The following is a 15,694-nucleotide window of genomic DNA, read 5'->3' on the forward strand; positions in this document are numbered from 1 at the left end:
TCGAGGACTCCCGGAAAGGATCAACCGCCGCGAGGGCGAAGCTGCTACCGTGGAACGCATGAAGCGCGCTGCACTCGCCACGACGACGCCGGAGAGAGTCCCGGCGCGCTGACTGCTGACCTAGTCCGAAGCCCCGGGGCGAGTGCCCCGGGGCTTCGCCGTTCCCGGACCCACTCGCCCGCCGACCCGAGTGGAGACCACCCCCATGCACGACCACCAGCCCTCGCCCGTGCAGTCCTCGCCCGCGCACCCGGAGCCCGTGCAGCAGGAATCCTCGCGCCCGGAGCCCGCGCACCCGGCGCGCGACCACCGCAAGCTCGGCCGTGAACTCGACCTGTTCGACACCGACCCGCTGATGGGCTCCGGCCTGCCGTACTGGCTGCCCGACGGCGCCGCGATCCGGCACTCCCTGGAGGAGTTCATCCGCGGCCGCGAGCGCCGGGCCGGCTACCGGCACGTCTACTCCCCGGTACTCGGCAAACGCGAACTGTACGAGATCTCCGGGCACTGGGCGCACTACCGCGACGACATGTTCCCACCCATGGAGCTGGGCTCCGAGGAGATGGTGCTGCGCCCCAGCCTCTGCCCCCACCATGCGCTGATCTACCGCTCCCGCTCCCACAGCTACCGCGAACTGCCTCTGAGGATGGCCGAGTTGGGTGGCATGTACCGTTCCGAGCCGTCCGGGGTACTGGGCGGCCTGACCAGGGTGCGGGCGATCCAGCTGAACGACGCGCACATCTTCTGCACCCCCGAACAGGCGGCCGACGAGGCCGTCGCCGCACTGGAGCTGATCCGCGAGGCGCACCGGGCGCTCGGCGTGGTGCCCGTCCGCTACCGGCTCTCGCTGCCCGGGGCGGGCGGCAAGTACGTGGCGGACCCGGCACTCTGGGAGCGCGCCGTCGCCCTGCTCACCGAGGTGCTGGAACGCTCCGGGGTGCCGTTCGAGGCGGCGGAGGGCGAGGCCGCGTTCTACGGGCCCAAGATCGACGTGCAGATCGCCGACGGGGCCGGGCGCGAGTTCACCCTCTCCACCGTCCAGATCGACTTCCACCAGCCCGAGCGGTTCGACCTGCACTACATCGGCCCGGACGGCGCCAAGCACCGCCCGGCGATGGTGCACCGCAGCGTGATCGGCAGCGTCGAGCGGGTGGTCGCCCACCTGATCGAGCTCTACGGCGGCGCGTTCCCGGCCTGGCTCGCGCCCGTCCAGGTGGTGCTGCTGCCCGTCTCCGAGGCCGAGCTGCCGCAGGCTGAGCGGCTGCGGCAGCGCTGCCTCGACCTCGGGTTGCGCGCCGAGGTCGCCGGGCCCGAGCACGGCACCCTCGGTGCCCGGATCCGCGCGGCCCGGCTGGCGCCGTACCAGGCGGTGATCGGGGCCAGGGAGGCCGTGGACGACCTGGTGGCGCTGCGGCTGCGGGACGGCCGCCGGCTGCCGCCGCTGCCGGCCGAGGAGGCGTGGGCGCGGATCGGGGCGCTGGTGGCGGCGTGCGACGCGCGGCTGTGGGCGCGGGACGCCGAGGGCTGAGGGGCCGTCGGCCGGCGCGCCGGTGGCGTCCGTACGACTAGTGGGCCACGCGGTGTGTCGGCCGGGCCGGGGGTGGCGGCCGCCCGTCGAATGGGCCGGTCGGCCCAGTCTGCGGCCGGCTGCCCCACCCGTACCGGAGGTACCCCGATGCGCTTCCCCCGCGGCTTCGCCGCTCCCGCCCTGGCCGGCTGTCTCGCCCTCGCCGGGGCCGTGGCCGCCACCCCGGCCGGCTCGGCCGGGCTCCGCCCGCTGCCCATCCACGCCGTCCAGTACTGCGCCGCCGTGCTCGGGCACGTCCCGGGTGCCGACACCGCTTCGGCGGCCCTCGGGCGGGCCTGTTCGTCGGACTTCCGGACCACCGGGTTCGCCCGGGCGGAGGGCGGTTTCGACGCCGCCGGGCAGCCGGCCGACCGCCCCGCGCCGTCGATGGAGTAGCGGGCGCCCCGTCACCCGGCCGCGCCGTACGAGGGGAGCCGTGCGGCGCGGGCCGGTCAGTAGGACTGGAGCTCGATCAGACGGCCGTCCGGGTCGCGCAGATGGGCGGTGCGCAGGTTCGGCCCCCACTGCGGGCGGTCGGTGGCCGGGGCGGCCGGCGGGCCTCGGCGGTCAGCCGGCCCCGGGCCCCGGGCGGCGGGCACCGGCGAACTCGGCCGCCCAGCGCGGGACGTCGAGCGCGTTCTCGACCCGGGCGACCAGCGTGCCGGTGCGCTCGGCGTGGATCATCGCGCCGTCGCCGACGTAGATCCCGACGTGGTGGAGCGGCGCGTCGGGGCGGGAGAAGAACAACAGGTCGCCGGGGGCGACCGCGTCGCGGGCCACCGGGGCGCTCAGGTTGAACTGCGCGCCGGTGTAGTGCCCCAGTTCGACGGTGCCGTGGCTGGCCCGGTACCAGCAGTAGAGCGACAGGCCGCTGCAGTCGTAGCCGACCGTCTTCTCGCCCAGGCAGACGCCGTTCAGCCAGCCGTTCTGGTCGTCGCAGAAGCCCAGCCCGGCGCCCAGCCGGTCGCCGCCGCCCCAGGCGTACGGGATGCCGAGCTGGCTCGCGGCCACCTCGGCGACCCGGCGGCCGAGTGCGGCGACGGGCAGCGACCGGGGTGTCTCGGGCGCCGTCTCGGACGCCGCCTGGGCGGCCGGGCCGAGTGCGGGGACGAGGCCCGCCCCGAGGGCGAGGCCGAGCATTCGGCGACGGTGGACTCCGGAGGCCTGGTCGCGGCCGGACGGTTGGGGCTCCATGGCGGTGTCTCCCGGTCGAGGTGGCGAGGGGCGGGTCGGTGTGCGGGGGCGGTCGGGCGTACGTCCCAGGATTCCGTCGGGGCGGGCCGGGCCGCCATCACCCACAACGGTGAATCGCGGACGCCCGGACCCCGTAGCGGAACGGAGTTCGCCGGTAAATGGTTTGACGGTCATTCGGAAAGCGCCAACGATGGGCGCGAACGTTCGGTCGGGGCCATCGGAGGGCTTCATGAGCAGCGCCGTCAGGCTGATCCGTGACACGCGGCTGACCAAGGCGGTCGACTACGCCTACGCGGCGGAGGTGGACGCCTCGGTCCGCTCGCTCTGGCTGGCCGGCGCCTGCCCGCTCGACGATCAGGGCCGTACGGTCGCGGTCGGCGACTACGAGGGCCAGGCCCACCAGGTGATGCGCAACCTGACAGCCGTGCTGGAGGACGCCGGCGCGGCGCTCACCGACATCGCCCGGACCACGGTCTACGTGGCCTCCGGCCGCCAGGCGGACCTGGGAAGGGTGTGGAGCGTCTACCGGGCGTACATGGGGGAGCACGACGCCCCCAGCACCCTGCTCGGCGTCACGGTGCTCGGGTACGAGGACCAGTTGGTGGAGGTGGAGGCCGTGGCCGTCCTGCCCGCCTGAGGTCCTGCCCGCCTGAGGTCCTGCCGCCCGGCGTCCGGCGTCCGGCGTCCGGCGTCCCAGCGTCCCGATCTTCCCGGGTCGGCCGGAACGGTCCGGGCGCAGTTCCGGCGTTGTCAGAGGGTCTTGGCAGGATGGTCCCCATGCTCGACACCTGTCCTGACCAGAGCCGTGACGACCGGCTCGTTCCGCCCGACGTCCGGGGCGACTTCGAGGTGCACCTGACGGTGGCGGCCGGTGCCGCCGAGGCGCTGGCAGCCTGGGCCGAGGGCGAGGGCGAGGGCCTGAAGTTCACCCAGATCCTGCTGGCGCGCGGTGCGGTGCCCTCACAGCCGATGCTGACCCTGCGGGTCGGCGGCACGCTGGAGGAGGTCGCCGACATCACCTCCCGGACGGCGGAGCGGCTGGCCCGGGCCGGATTCGCCGTCCTGCGGGCGAAGATCGAGGCCGCGCCCTGGGCGGAGGGCGTCCCGGTCTCGGACGAGGACGCCGTGCCGCACGGGAGCGGCCGGTACTTCGAACACCACGTCAAGCTGCTGCTCCCGGCCGGGGGTTCCGCAGCGAGGACCGCCGCGCCCGCGGCCCCCGTCCGCCTCGCCGCGCTCACCGCGCTTGCCGTCCGGCACGGTGCGCACCTGTCGCGCAATCCGCGCCGGGTGCGCGAGGACGGCCGGCGTGAGTGGTTCGTGACCCAGCGGTGCCGCCTGGTCGGCCTGGACACCGCGGGCCGCCGCCTGGAGGCGCTGCTGGGGGAGCTCGCCGCCGACGGGCACGAGGTGGTGTCGGTGGAGCGCGAGTTCGTCGTCGTGGACAGCGACGAGGCGCTGGACGCGGGCTGGATCACCGAGCACGAACACGGACGCGGGCGCGGGGCCCAGCCGAACGGAGAGGGAAACCAGAGATGACCAAGGACCAGTCCCAGTCGCCGGTGACGTGGGAGGAGCTGCAGTGGGGGCCGTGGGAGGGCGTCGTGCTGCCCAGGCAGCCGCCGTCGGAGGAGGTGCGCGAGGAGCAGGGCCTGCCCAGGAGCCTGCGGCCGATCGACGACGAGGCGGTCAGCCAGCAGCCGGTCTTCGACCCCGCCCTCGCCGAGTACAGCCGGGCGCTGCGCCCCAGCGAGCCGGCCTTCACCGACCCGGGGCTCGCCGAACGCTGGCTCGCCGCACGGCGCGAGGCGCTGAACACCGCCCTGTCCGCCGTCGCCGTCTCGCCGTGGGCCGAGCACCTGGTGCTGCGCGGCAGCGTTCTGCTCCGGGCCTGGTACGGCGAGCAGGCGCGGGAGCCGGGGGACCTGGACTTCGTGGTCCGCCCGGTGGACTGGCAGCTGGAGGACGCCCGTACGGACCGCATGCTCCAGGAGCTCGCCGTCGGCGCCGAGCGGCTCTCGGGCCGGGTGCGGCTGCACGCGGACCAGGCGCTCAGCGACGAGATCTGGACGTACAGCCGGATACCCGGGCGCAGGCTCGTCCTGCCGTGGTCGGCACCGGGTGTCCCCGGTGGGACCGTCCAGCTGGACTTCGTCTTCACCGAGCACCTGCCCGTCCCGCCCGAGTCATTCCGACTTCCGGGCGTCGCCGGTCCGCTGCTCGCGGCCACCCCGCAGCTGTCCCTCGCCTGGAAGGTCCTCTGGCTGATCTCGGACGACCACCCGCAGGGCAAGGACCTCTACGACGCCGTCCTGCTCGCGCAGTCCGCCGAGCTCCCCTACGACCTGCTGCGGCAGGTCGTCACCCAGTCGGAGGAGAGCTGGTCCCGTCGGCCGGTCCTCCCGGCGCAGATCACCGACATCTACGTCGACTGGGACGAGTTCGCCAAGGACTACCCGCAGTTCGCCGAACCCGTCGAGGAGTACCCGGCCCAGCTGGACGCCCGCCTGCGTCCGACCTTCGCCGGCCGCGGCGAGTACGCCCTGCGCGCCCAGTGGCTGGCCCCGCTCATCGAGGACCTGCGGAAGGTGCTGGAGCTCGACGGCATGGCCGAGGTCCGGCGGTGGATGGACCGGCGCCACATGCTCCCGGAGAACACCCTGGTCGTCACCCGTGAACTGCTCGGCGCCAGCCTCGAAGACGCCCGCCGTGCCGTCGCCGCCCACCTCGACGGCGAGCCCGAGCGGCTGACCCGCAGGCTCGCGGAAGCCGCCGCCCGCTACGCCGCCGAGCTCGAAGGCGACCACCCGGCGGGCGGCGCCGACGACTGACCGTGGTGCCGGGGCCGCGCGGGACGCGCCCCGCAGGATGCCGGGCACCCGGCCCAGGCCCAGGCCCAGGCCGAGCCGAACGGCCCACCGGCCGAACGTCCAACGGTCGCCCCGTCAACGTGGCTTGACGCTCGGTGTGCTCATCGGGCCGTGGCTGCAAGGCAGTTGGCCGCCTTGCGCCTACCCTGGGCCCATGAAACAGCACATCGTCACCCTGATCCTCGGCGGCCTTCTGCTCGGCATCGTCGCGTTCGGGGCCGGGTGGTACGCGGCGGACTCCCGGGAGACCGCTCCGGCGCCGACCTACATCATGGTCACGCCGGAGCCGGTCGCCACCGGCAGCGCCTCGCCGCCGGCCGCGGGCAGGGGCCGGTAGCTACTGCCGGACCGCCCAGAACCGGTCGGCCATGTCGTCGTGGCCGACCGACCCGGACAGCGACTCCGGAGGCTCCTTCCAGAGCATCTGCCACTGGCCGTCGCCCGGATCGTTGTCCACGATCACCTCCAGGCCGCGGGCGGTGTTCACCCAGCTGCTGGTCTGGTCGCGGAACCCGTAGTCGGCGAAGTAGACGGCCGCCTCCTCGTGGAACAGGTTGAACTGGATCCTGCGGCCGCCCCAGCTCTTCTCGGAGTAGAAGCAGTAGTACGACGGCTCGGTGGCCGGCGCCGGGCAGTGCTTCCAGTCGGGGCCCCGGACGCTGCGGCGGGTGCGGTCGCCGCTCCACGGCGGTGCCTGCGTCTGCCCGGGCAGTGGGAGCACCACCACCGCCCCGTCCGGGTAGCTGATCTCGTTGGCGGCGGTCTGCTTCCCGCCCTTGCTCGCGGCGAGTTGGGCGTCCACCGCCTGTTGCAGCGCGTCGCGGTCGCCCTCGCCCAGCGCGGTGATGATGGCTCTCCGGTCCCCGGCCGGGCTGTGCGCGGAGGCGGCCTGCGCCCCGAGGGGGGCGGCCAGGAGCACCAGGGCCCCGGCCGTGCGAACGACGAGACGGCGGACTCGGGAGTGCGTCATATGCCAACCGTAGCCGTGCACATACCGCAGGTAACCGTGCTTTCTCGATCAGACGGCGCGCACCCGGCCACGGCGCGCCGGTGCGCACACGCCCCCCGATCGAGCGAACCCGCGGCGGACCCTCGCCGGGGTGGCCGCCCGGAGCTACGGCCTCGCGGGGTTGAGGATCGTGCAGATGTCGTCCGTGCCGCAGACGGCCGGATCGGTGGCGGCGGCGCGGTCCGCGAGGAGGCGCAGCGCGTCCCGGGTGGCGGCGAGTTCGGCCATGCGCCGCTCGATGTCGGCGAGGTGCTCGTGGATGAGACCGGTGACGTGACCGCAGGGGGCCTGGCCGTCGTCCCGCAGCGCGAGGACCGAGCGGATCTCGGCGAGGGTGAGCCCGGCGTGCTGGGCGTCGCGGACGAACGCGAGCCGAATCACGGAGGTGTCCGGGTAGTCGCGGTAGCCGTTCGCGGTGCGCGGTGGCGCGGGCAGCAGTCCGCCGTCCTCGTAGAAGCGGATGGTCCTGGTCGTCAGCCCGCTGCGGGCGGCGAGGTCGCCGATGCGCATGGCACCAGGCTACCGCTTGACCTTCCAGTGCACTGGAAGGTCTACCGTCGGCCGCGGGAATCGAACGACGGTCTGGAGGACTGGGCGCATGCGGATCACGGTGCTGACGGTGGCGGACTGCCCGAACGCGCGGCCCGCGCTGGAACTGGTGGCCGCCGTACTGGACGGGCGGGACGCCGAGGTGGAGCTGGTCGAGGTGGCGGACGAGGCCGACGCCGTCCGGCTGGGCATGTACGGCTCGCCGACGATCCTGGTCGACGGCCTCGACCCGTTCGCACCGCCCGGAGCGGTGCCGAGCCTGTCCTGCCGCCTCTACCGCGGCCCGGACGGCGCCGTGTCCGGCGTGCCGGCGGAGGCGGCCCTGCGCCGGGCCCTCACCGGGAACGCCACGGCGCCGCACAGCGCCGGGACATCGGACTGCTGCGCCCCGCGCCCGGACGCCCCAGCCGTCCCGGACACCACAGCCGTCCCAGCCGCCCCGGACGCCGTGGGCCGGGGCGGTCGAGGGCGCCGCGCCCCCGCCGAAGGCGGCCTGCGCGCGGTGCACCAGCACATCCTGCGCCACTTCGCCGCCACCGGGTCCGCCCCCGACGCGCGGCTGGTCCAGCCCGTGGCGGCCACGGCCGGGCGCAGCGCCGCCGAGGTGCTCGCCGAACTGGCCGACGGGGACTTCCTCACCCTGGACGAGGCCGGCGACATCCGGGCCGCCTACCCCTTCTCCGCCGTGCCCACCCGACACCGGGTGCGCCTGGACGACGGGGTGGAGGTGTGGTCGATGTGCGCCGTCGACGCCCTGGGCATCCCGGCCATGCTCCGCCGGGACGCGGTGATCTCCTCCACCGACCCGGTGAGCGGCGCCCCCGTCACCGTCACCGCGACCGGCGGCAGCCTGCACTGGGAACCGGCGAGCGCGGTGGTCTTCCTCGGTGAGCGCCCCGGCGGCGGCCCCGCGGCCACCGTCTGCTGCGACGCGCTGAACTTCTTCACCGACGCCGCGAACGCCGAGGCCTGGGCGAGCGGCCACCCTGAGGTCCCCGGCCGCACCCTCGACCGCACCGACGCCGAGCAGCTCGGCCGGCAGGTCTTCGGCCCCCTGCTCGCGCCCTGACCAGGCCAGGCCAGGCCAGACCCGGCCCGGACCCGCGCCCGGCCGAAGGGCGCCACCCCGCCGCCGGACCCGACCCCGGCACTCGGCGCACCCGCCCGTCCGGTAGATTCTGCGCCCGGTTGATCGGCACACGAAGCGGCTGGCTGCCGCGGGTTCGACGCAGGGGGCAACGGGTGCGCAGCGGGGACGGGCAAGGCCGGCGGGTGGGGGATCTGCTGGAGTGCTGGCGGGCGATCGAGCTGTTCGGCCCGCCGTCGATCCCCGAGGTGCCGCGCAAGCGCCGCGCCGGGCGGCCCCGGGCGTCGGACCCGGTCGTCGTCGACGTGACGCCGGCCGCGGGCCAGGCCGCACCGCTGCTGCCGTGGTCGCCGGACCATCCGGAAACGGCGGCTCGGCGGGCACCGCAGGGGATGGTGTGGCGGCACGAGGTGTACGGCGGGGTTTTTGAACTGGAGCTGCTGCGCCGGGCGATGATCGCCGTCCTGCCCGCGGGCACCGACCCGGACCCGGGCGTGCCGGACGAGGAGCTGGTGCTGTCGGGCGGGAGCGCGGTGTTCGCGCTGGTGCTGGACGAGCACGGGCGGCCGGTGGAGGACACGTCGGTGGTCTCCGCGTGCGCCTGGGCGACGGGCCGGCTCTTCGACCCGGGGCCGTCGGCGCCCGGGTGGCTGGACGGCTTCGAGGAGTTGGGCGAGGCCTTCGAGGTGGCGGTGGGGCGGCTGACCGCCACGCCGATCCCGTACGCGCCGGGGCCCGGCGCCGTGCCGAGCCCGCTGCGCCCCGGGTCCGAGTCCGGGTCCGGGTCCGGGGCCGAGGTGCCCGGACCGGACGCGGTGGCCTCCGGCGGCTGGCAGCAGTTGCTGGCGGAGATCCTGGGCGGCGCGGCGGTGGCCGCGGTCGGGGCGTTGTTCGGCGAGGTCGCCGGTGCCGCCGTGCAGGGGGCGACGGAGCCGCTGGTGCGGCGGGTCGCCGACTGGGCGGCGGCCCGCCGTCCGGGCCAGGGCGCCGCCGCGGACCGGGCTTCCACCGTCGATCGGAGCGCCGCCGCAGAGCCGGGGGCCGCGCCCGCGGCGCCGGAAGCGGCCGCCGAAGCGCCCGCAGCCGCCGAGCAGCCGCAGGACGAGGGCGGCCCGCGCCCGGTCACGCTCGCCGACCTCGTCGCCCTGACGGCCCAGATCGCGCACCTCTGCGGCGTCGAGGAGCACCTCGACCCGCGCGTGATCCGGGTGCGGAGCCGACTGGTCCACCGTCCGCGCGGCCGGAACGCCCAGCCCGCCGCCGCCCAGCCGTTCCTCAACAGCCTGCTGCCGCCGGACCTCGCCCGGGTCCGGGCCGCGCTGGAGAACGGCAGGGGAGGGGGCCTCGGCCCCGCCCTGGAGGCCTACCTGACCGACCGCCGGGACATCTCGGCCGGTGCCCGCACCGATGTGCGAGAGGACCGCCGCACCGTCCTCGAAGGCGTCGACCCGGTCCTCGTCCCCGCCGGTCGCTGGCCCGCCAAGGCGCGGTACCCGCTCGCGCTCAGCCAGCAGTTCGCCGTCAACCGGATGCTCGCCGACCGCATGCCCGCCGACCGCATGCCCGCCGACCGCATGCTCGCCGACCGGATGCTCGCCGACCGCACCGCGGCCGAGGCCGCGACCGGCACCGCCGACACCGACCCGGGCGGCCTGTTCTCCGTCAACGGCCCGCCCGGCACCGGGAAGACCACCATGCTGCGCGACCTGGTCGCCGCCCTCGTGGTCGAGCGCGCCGCCGTGCTGGCCGGCTACCGGCGGCCGGACGAGGCATTCGTCGGCCGCGCCTGGCGCGGCAAGGACCGCCAGGGCGTCCACGCGCGCTTCGTCGCGGCCCTCGACCCGAAGCTCACCGGCCGCGAGATCGTGGTGACCTCCTCCAACAACGGCGCGGTGGAGAACATCACCGCCGAACTGCCCGGCGCCGACGCCCTGGACGAGCACTGGCACGACGGCCCGGACCACTTCTCCGACCTCGCCTCCACACTCCTCGGCGGCGCGCCCGCCTGGGGACTGGTCGCCGCCGTGCTCGGCAACAAGGGCAACCGGACGAAGTTCACCGAGCGGTTCTGGTGGGGCCGCCTGCCCGAGGACGAGACCGCCGCCCGCGAGGCCGACGGACTCCCGCCGCTGCGCGGGATGAACGCCGTCCTCGGCGACTGGATACCGCCCCGCGTGCCCAGGCCGGCCACCGCCTCGCGCGACCGACGCGCGGCCCCGGCCCAGGCCCCGGCCCAGGCCCAGGCCCAGGCCCCGGCTACCGAAGCCCAGGCCCAGGCCCCGGCCACCGAAGTCCAGGCCCCGGCCGGCCCCGCCGAACGGATCCCCTCCTGGCCGGAGGCCGTCGCAGCCTTCCGGTCCGCCCAGGCCGAGGTCGAGCGCCTGCGCGCCGAACGCACCCGCCTCGCCGCCGCCCTGGCGGACACCCGCTCGGCCCGGGTCCACCCCCGCCTCGACGCGCTGCGCTGCGCCATCGCCCGCGCCGACGAGCGCGCGGCCGCCGCCGAGGCCCGCCACGACGCGGCCGGCCCGGGCGTCGAGACCGCCCGTGCGGCCACCCGCGCCGCCGAGGACGCCCACCGGGCCGCGACCGAACAGGTCCCCCGGGCCCGCGAGGCCCTCGCCAACGCCCGGGCCACCCTGACCGTCGCCCAGGAACGCGCGGAGGAGTACCGCCGACAGGTCGAGGTGCTGACCGCCCTGCACGCGGAGCCCTCGGCCGCCGCCCAGCCGGGCCTGCGCTCAGGGCTGCGCCGTCTGCTCCGGAGCGGCGCCGAACGCCAGGCCGCCGAGGACCACCGCGAACAGACCCGGTCCGAACTCCTCACCCGGCTCGTCGAGCAGCGCACCGCCCTGGAGGAGGTCCAGGAGCACATCGCCCACCGCGCGCGGGCCGCGGACCTCGCCACCGACCTGCACACCCGGTCCGTCACCGCAGCGACCGAGGCCGCCGCGGCCGCCACCCGCGCCCGCGGCCACGAGGAGGCGGCCCGCGCCGAGCGGTCCGCCGCCCTCGCGGACGCCGAGCGGGCCCGGCACGAGGCCCGCTCCGCCCGGCACGACCTGGAGCGCGCCACCGCCGAACTCGACGCCGCCCACCGCGCCCTGCGCGCGGCCCAGGCCGACCTGCCCTCGCTGCCGCTGGACTGGTCCGACCTCGACGACCACGCGCAGGAACTCGGCGCCCCCTGGTCCGACGAGGCCTGGAGCACCGCCCGCAGCGACCTGTTCCTGCGCGCCCTCGACCTGCACCGCGCCCTCGTCGCCAACACCGCCCAGCGGGTCCGCGGCAACCTCCAGGTCCTGGTGGAGCTCATGGCCGGCACCGCCGGGCCCGTCCCCGACGAACAGGTCCTCCAGGCCTGGCAGACCCTCTTCCTCCTGGTCCCCGTCGTCTCCACCACCTTCTCCTCCATCGGCAGCATGTTCGCCCGGCTCGGCCGGGGCTCCATCGGATGGGTCCTCGTCGACGAGGCCGGCCAGGCCACCCCGCAGGCCGCCGTCGGCGCACTGTGGCGCGCCCGCCGCGCCGTCCTGGTCGGAGACCCGCTCCAGCTCGAACCCGTCGTCACCATGCCCACCGCGCTCCAGCGCCGACTGCTGCTCGCCCACGGCGTCGACGAGGAGTGGCTGCCCTCGGCCACCTCCGCCCAGGCCGTCGCCGACCGGGTCAACCGGTACGGCACCTACCTGCCCGCCCCCACCGGCGCCGAGCAGGACACGGTCTGGGTCGGCTCGCCGCTGCGCGTGCACCGCCGCTGCGAGGAGCCCATGTTCACCGTCAGCAACGAGGTCGCCTACGGCGGCCTCATGGTCCACGGCACCCACTCCCAGCCCTTCCCGGACGCCGACCACGACGGTCTGTTCCCCAGCCGCTGGCTCGACACCCCCGACCCGGACCGCCCCGCCGACGCCCCCTGGGGCGAACGCGACCGCCGCGCCCTCACCTTCCTGCTGCGCCGACTCGACCGCCAGGGCGTGAGCGTGGAACGGATGCGCATCATCGCCCCGTTCCGCGCTCTCGTCGCCGAAGCCCGCCACACCTGTCGCACGCTGCCCGGCTGGACCGCCGAACACCTCGACGAACGCTGCGCCACCGTGCACAAGGCCCAGGGCAAGGAGGCCGACGTGGTGATACTCCTGCTCGGCGCGGGCCGCCCGGGAGCCCGCGCCTGGGCGGCCGGCACCCCACACCTCCTCAACGTGGCCGCCAGCCGGGCCAAGCGCCGCCTCTACGTGGTCGGCGACCGCGCCCTGTGGGCGCCGCTGCTCCACTTCGACGTCCTGGCCGCCGAACTCCCCGCCTACGACCACGTCCGCGACCGCGACACCTGGCCCCTCGACGACCCCGGCCGCGATCCCGCCGGCTCCTCCGGCGGCTGACCCGCGGAAGGCCGGCCGCACCCGGCCGTCGGTGGATAGGGAAGCCCATACGCGGAAGAAACCGTTCGTTCGGTTTTTGGTGCCGACGAACCGACCACCCGCTCGGGAGGGGTCCACCGTGGCTGCCGGGGTGTGGCGCCACCACCGGGCCGCTGGCGAAGGCGGGTTGGGGGGATTCACCGTCTTCGTCTTGTCGGTCGTGGGTGAGGCGAAGCTAAGATACGGGGTGTTTGGTTTTGTTTTCCGGGAACTCGCGGCGGGGTGGTTTCGGTGGTACGGCAGGAACGGGCGCTCCGGACACGTCGGCTGATCCTGGAGGCGGCGGCCTCGGTCTTCGACGAGTTCGGGTACGAGGGAGCGACCATCGGCGAGGTGGTCTCCCGAGCCGGAGTGACGCGTGGTGCGGTGTATTTCCATTTCGCCTCCAAGCGCGATCTGGCGCAGGGCGTGGTGGAGGAGCAGTTCGTCCAGGACGGAGTTCCCGAACGGAGCTGCAAGCTCCAGGAGTTCGTGGACACCGGAATGGTGGTGGCGCACCTGATGCCGCGTGACCCGCTGCTCAGCGCGGGTGCCCGGCTCTCGCTCGGCCAGGACGTCTTCGACGATCTCGGCGGCGGCGCCATCCCCGGTTGGATCAACCGGTTCGAGGCACTGCTGGCCGCGGCCGCCGAGCGCGGCGAACTGCTCCCGCACGTCGTGCCGGCGGACACCGCGTGGCTGCTCGTCGCCGCGTGGACGGGGGTGCAGATCCAGTCCCAGAAGCTGTGCGGCCGGGCGGATCTGGAGCTGCGGGTGTCCGGGCTGTACCAGCACCTGATGCCGAGCATCGCGGTGCCGGGCGTGCTCGGCTCGTTGCAGATGGGGCCGAACCGCGGTGCCCAGGTGGTCGCGGAGGCCGCGGCGGCCCGCGAAGCCGAGGAGGCCGGCGAAGCGGAGGCGGCCGTGCGCGCCGAGGCGCAGGCGGCGGCCGGCGTCGGCTGACGGCGGCTCATCGGCCTCCCCGCCTGCGGGAACCCGGACGGTTCCGGGCGGCGAACCGGGCGGAACGGGCAGGCGAACCGAACAGACGAACTGGCGGCGGCGGGACCACGGGGGTCCGGCGCCGCCTTTTGCGTGCCCTGCTCCGGTCCGGTCAGGCCTGGTCCGGCCCGTCGCGGAGGGCCGGAGGGGAACGGTCGCGGCGGTCGGCGGCGTCGTCTCCGTCCGCGCGGCAGGCGATGACGCCCCCCAGCAAAACAAACAGCACGTTCGGTTTTGTATTGACAAACCGCACGTCCTGTTTTTGACTATGACCAGTTGACCCAGGGGTGTCGACCCGGGTGCCGGCCGTCGGCGGAGGGGCCTGCGGCGTTCCGTGTGATGAGGGGTGGTCATCGTGGAAATTCGGGTGCTCGGGGCGCTGGACGTCCGGGTGTGCGGAGTGTCGGTGGTGCCGTCGGCGCCGAAGCCGCGGCAGGTGCTGGGACTGCTGGCGTTGCGGGCGGACCAGGTGGTGGCGGCCGGAGTGCTGGCCGACGAGCTGTGGTCCGGTCGCCCGCCGCGGAGCGCGCGCACCACCGTGCAGACGTACGTGCTCCAGCTGCGCGACCTCATCGACCGTGCGCTCGCCACCGTCGGCGCGGCGAGCGGGATGTCCTGCGCCAAGGACGTCCTGGTGACCTCGCCCGGCGGCTACATGCTCAACAGCGGCGGCGGGCTGACGGACCTGCGGGAGTTCGAGCGGCTGGCCGGCACCGGCTACCGGGCGATGGACGCCGAGGACCACCCGGCGGCGGCCCGGCTGCTCGGTGAGGCGCTCGCGCTGTGGCGCGGCCAGGCCTTCGCGGACGTCCCGGTCGGCGGACAACTCGCCGTCGAGGCCAGGCGGTTGGAGGAGACCAGGCTCTGTGCGCTGGATCAGCGGATCGAGGCCGACCTGCGGCTCGGCCGGCACCGGGTGCTGCTCGCCGAACTCACCGTCCTGGTCGACCGCTACCGCACCCACGAGAGCCTGCACGGCCAGTACATGATCGCCCTGCACCGGTCCGGTCGCCGGGGCGAGGCACTGGAGGCGTACCAGCGCCTGCGCAACACCCTGGTGCGGGAGTTGGGCATGGAGCCGTCGGTCGGACTGCGGCGGCTCCAGCGCTCGATCCTGCTCGCCGGGCCGGATCGCGCGGAACGCGAGCCCGTCGCCGCGGCCGCCGGGCCGGGGGCGGCGGCGGCCCGGTTCAGCCGGGTCGGATGAACCCGGCCGCGGTCGGCGGTCGGAGGCCGCGGAGCCCCGTCCCGGGGCGGCCGGGGTCTGGTCGGAACGTGCTTGGCGTCGTGAGGGGTTGTGGGACAGGTGGTCCAGGAGAGGTCGGAGCGGACGCGCGGGCGGCTGGTGGAAGCGGGGGCGGCACTGTTCGACCGCCGCGGCTACGCCGGAGCCACCCTCGGTGAGATCGCCGCAGCCGCCGGGGTGACGAAGGGGGCGCTGTACTTCCACTTCGCCTCCAAGGAGGAGCTGGCCAGAGCGGTGTGCGAGCAGGCCGAACGTTTGCTGCGGCTGGTCTGCGCGGACCTGCGCGCCTCCTCCTCGCCGCTCCAGGGGCTGATCGACGCGGGGTACTGGCTGGTCGACGCGCTCGGGGCGGACCCGGTGATCCGGGCGGCCTTCCGCCTCGGCCGCGAGGACACCGGCTGGCAGGCGGGGTCCGGATCGGCGGGGCCCGGGCCGCAGCCCTTCGCCGCCATGCGCGGCTTCCACAGCGTCTGGGCCGGGGCGGTGCGTGACCTGCTGGCGGGCGCCCGCCGTGCGGGAGAGCTGAGGGAGCGGTCGGGCGGTCTCGGCCCGGAGACGCTGGTGGTGACCGCCGCCTGCGGTCTGGAGGTCGTCTTCGCCGACGGCTGCCCCGCCGAGGAGCGTGCCCGCCGGGTCGGCGCCCTCTGGGACTGGCTGTTGCCCTGCCTGGTGCCCCCGGGCGCGGCCGGCGGCTACCGCACCAGGCCACTGGCCCCGCAGCCCGCGTAGTGACAGGCCCGACGGACAGCGGACCGCCCCCGGTGCCCGAA

The 15,694-nt window shown here is 75.2% G+C and carries 14 protein-coding genes and 1 pseudogene; 11 read left to right on the plus strand and 4 right to left on the minus strand.

All coding sequences use genetic code 11. The features are described from left to right. The first annotated feature begins 205 nt into the window (after window positions 1–205). Complete coding sequence (gene thrS / locus ACFRAR_RS12380; RefSeq protein ID WP_380697573.1) at window positions 206–1,528, plus strand: threonine--tRNA ligase; 1,323 nt, start codon at window positions 206–208, stop codon at window positions 1,526–1,528. Between the two features lie 147 nt (window positions 1,529–1,675). After that, window positions 1,676–1,963 (plus strand): hypothetical protein, encoded by a 288-nt coding sequence (locus tag ACFRAR_RS12385; protein WP_380697575.1) that lies wholly within the window; start codon window positions 1,676–1,678, stop codon window positions 1,961–1,963. Between the two features lie 56 nt (window positions 1,964–2,019). Here the strand turns inward: ACFRAR_RS12385 and ACFRAR_RS12390 are convergent. Then, window positions 2,020–2,118, minus strand: a pseudogene (locus ACFRAR_RS12390) (glyoxalase/bleomycin resistance/extradiol dioxygenase family protein); the annotation flags it as partial. A gap of 16 nt (window positions 2,119–2,134) precedes the next feature. Then, complete coding sequence (locus tag ACFRAR_RS12395; RefSeq protein ID WP_380697577.1) at window positions 2,135–2,761, minus strand: C40 family peptidase; 627 nt, start codon at window positions 2,759–2,761, stop codon at window positions 2,135–2,137. Between the two features lie 229 nt (window positions 2,762–2,990). Here ACFRAR_RS12395 and ACFRAR_RS12400 point away from each other — a divergent pair, with 229 nt between their 5' ends. From ACFRAR_RS12400 to ACFRAR_RS12415, 4 genes are all read left to right on the plus strand, one after another. Next, window positions 2,991–3,398: a RidA family protein gene (locus ACFRAR_RS12400; RefSeq protein WP_380697578.1), complete on the plus strand. Its 408-nt coding sequence runs from the start codon at window positions 2,991–2,993 to the stop codon at window positions 3,396–3,398. A 140-nt stretch (window positions 3,399–3,538) separates the two neighbouring features. Beyond that, a complete protein-coding gene (locus ACFRAR_RS12405; protein WP_380697580.1) occupies window positions 3,539–4,300 on the plus strand; it encodes a hypothetical protein in 762 nt (253 codons plus the stop codon). Next, the gene (locus tag ACFRAR_RS12410; RefSeq protein ID WP_380697581.1) at window positions 4,297–5,592 is read left to right on the plus strand and encodes a nucleotidyl transferase AbiEii/AbiGii toxin family protein; all 1,296 of its coding nucleotides are present in this window, start codon (window positions 4,297–4,299) and stop codon (window positions 5,590–5,592) included. Before ACFRAR_RS12405 ends, ACFRAR_RS12410 begins: the two co-directional genes overlap by 4 nt. 193 nt (window positions 5,593–5,785) lie before the next feature. Then, on the plus strand, window positions 5,786–5,968 hold the full coding sequence (locus ACFRAR_RS12415) for a hypothetical protein (protein ID WP_380697583.1): 183 nt from the start codon (window positions 5,786–5,788) through the stop codon (window positions 5,966–5,968). Here the strand turns inward: ACFRAR_RS12415 and ACFRAR_RS12420 are convergent, their stop codons facing one another. Together ACFRAR_RS12420 and ACFRAR_RS12425 are read right to left on the minus strand one after the other, a co-directional pair. Then, window positions 5,969–6,601 carry a hypothetical protein gene (locus tag ACFRAR_RS12420; protein WP_380697585.1) on the minus strand — a complete coding sequence of 211 codons (633 nt, stop codon included), beginning with the start codon at window positions 6,599–6,601 and terminating at the stop codon, window positions 5,969–5,971. Window positions 6,602–6,745: 144 nt separating this feature from the next. After that, window positions 6,746–7,150 (minus strand): heavy metal-responsive transcriptional regulator, encoded by a 405-nt coding sequence (locus ACFRAR_RS12425; protein ID WP_380697586.1) that lies wholly within the window; start codon window positions 7,148–7,150, stop codon window positions 6,746–6,748. A gap of 88 nt (window positions 7,151–7,238) precedes the next feature. Here ACFRAR_RS12425 and ACFRAR_RS12430 point away from each other — a divergent pair, with 88 nt between their 5' ends. From ACFRAR_RS12430 to ACFRAR_RS12450, 5 genes are all read left to right on the plus strand, one after another. Next, entirely contained in the window at window positions 7,239–8,258 is a 1,020-nt protein-coding gene (locus ACFRAR_RS12430) for an alkylmercury lyase family protein (protein WP_380697588.1), read from the plus strand. A 203-nt stretch (window positions 8,259–8,461) separates the two neighbouring features. Next, on the plus strand, window positions 8,462–12,658 hold the full coding sequence (locus ACFRAR_RS12435; RefSeq protein WP_380697589.1) for an AAA domain-containing protein: 4,197 nt from the start codon (window positions 8,462–8,464) through the stop codon (window positions 12,656–12,658). 270 nt (window positions 12,659–12,928) lie between these two features. Next, complete coding sequence (locus ACFRAR_RS12440; protein ID WP_380697591.1) at window positions 12,929–13,639, plus strand: ScbR family autoregulator-binding transcription factor; 711 nt, start codon at window positions 12,929–12,931, stop codon at window positions 13,637–13,639. A 394-nt stretch (window positions 13,640–14,033) separates the two neighbouring features. Further along, entirely contained in the window at window positions 14,034–14,885 is an 852-nt protein-coding gene (locus ACFRAR_RS12445) for a BTAD domain-containing putative transcriptional regulator (RefSeq protein ID WP_380697592.1), read from the plus strand. 99 nt (window positions 14,886–14,984) lie between these two features. Further along, a complete protein-coding gene (locus ACFRAR_RS12450) occupies window positions 14,985–15,653 on the plus strand; it encodes a ScbR family autoregulator-binding transcription factor (RefSeq protein WP_380697593.1) in 669 nt (222 codons plus the stop codon). Window positions 15,654–15,694 lie beyond the last annotated feature (41 nt).

The sequence above is a fragment of the Kitasatospora sp. NPDC056651 genome (assembly GCF_042792155.1).
Taxonomy (GTDB): domain Bacteria; phylum Actinomycetota; class Actinomycetes; order Streptomycetales; family Streptomycetaceae; genus Kitasatospora.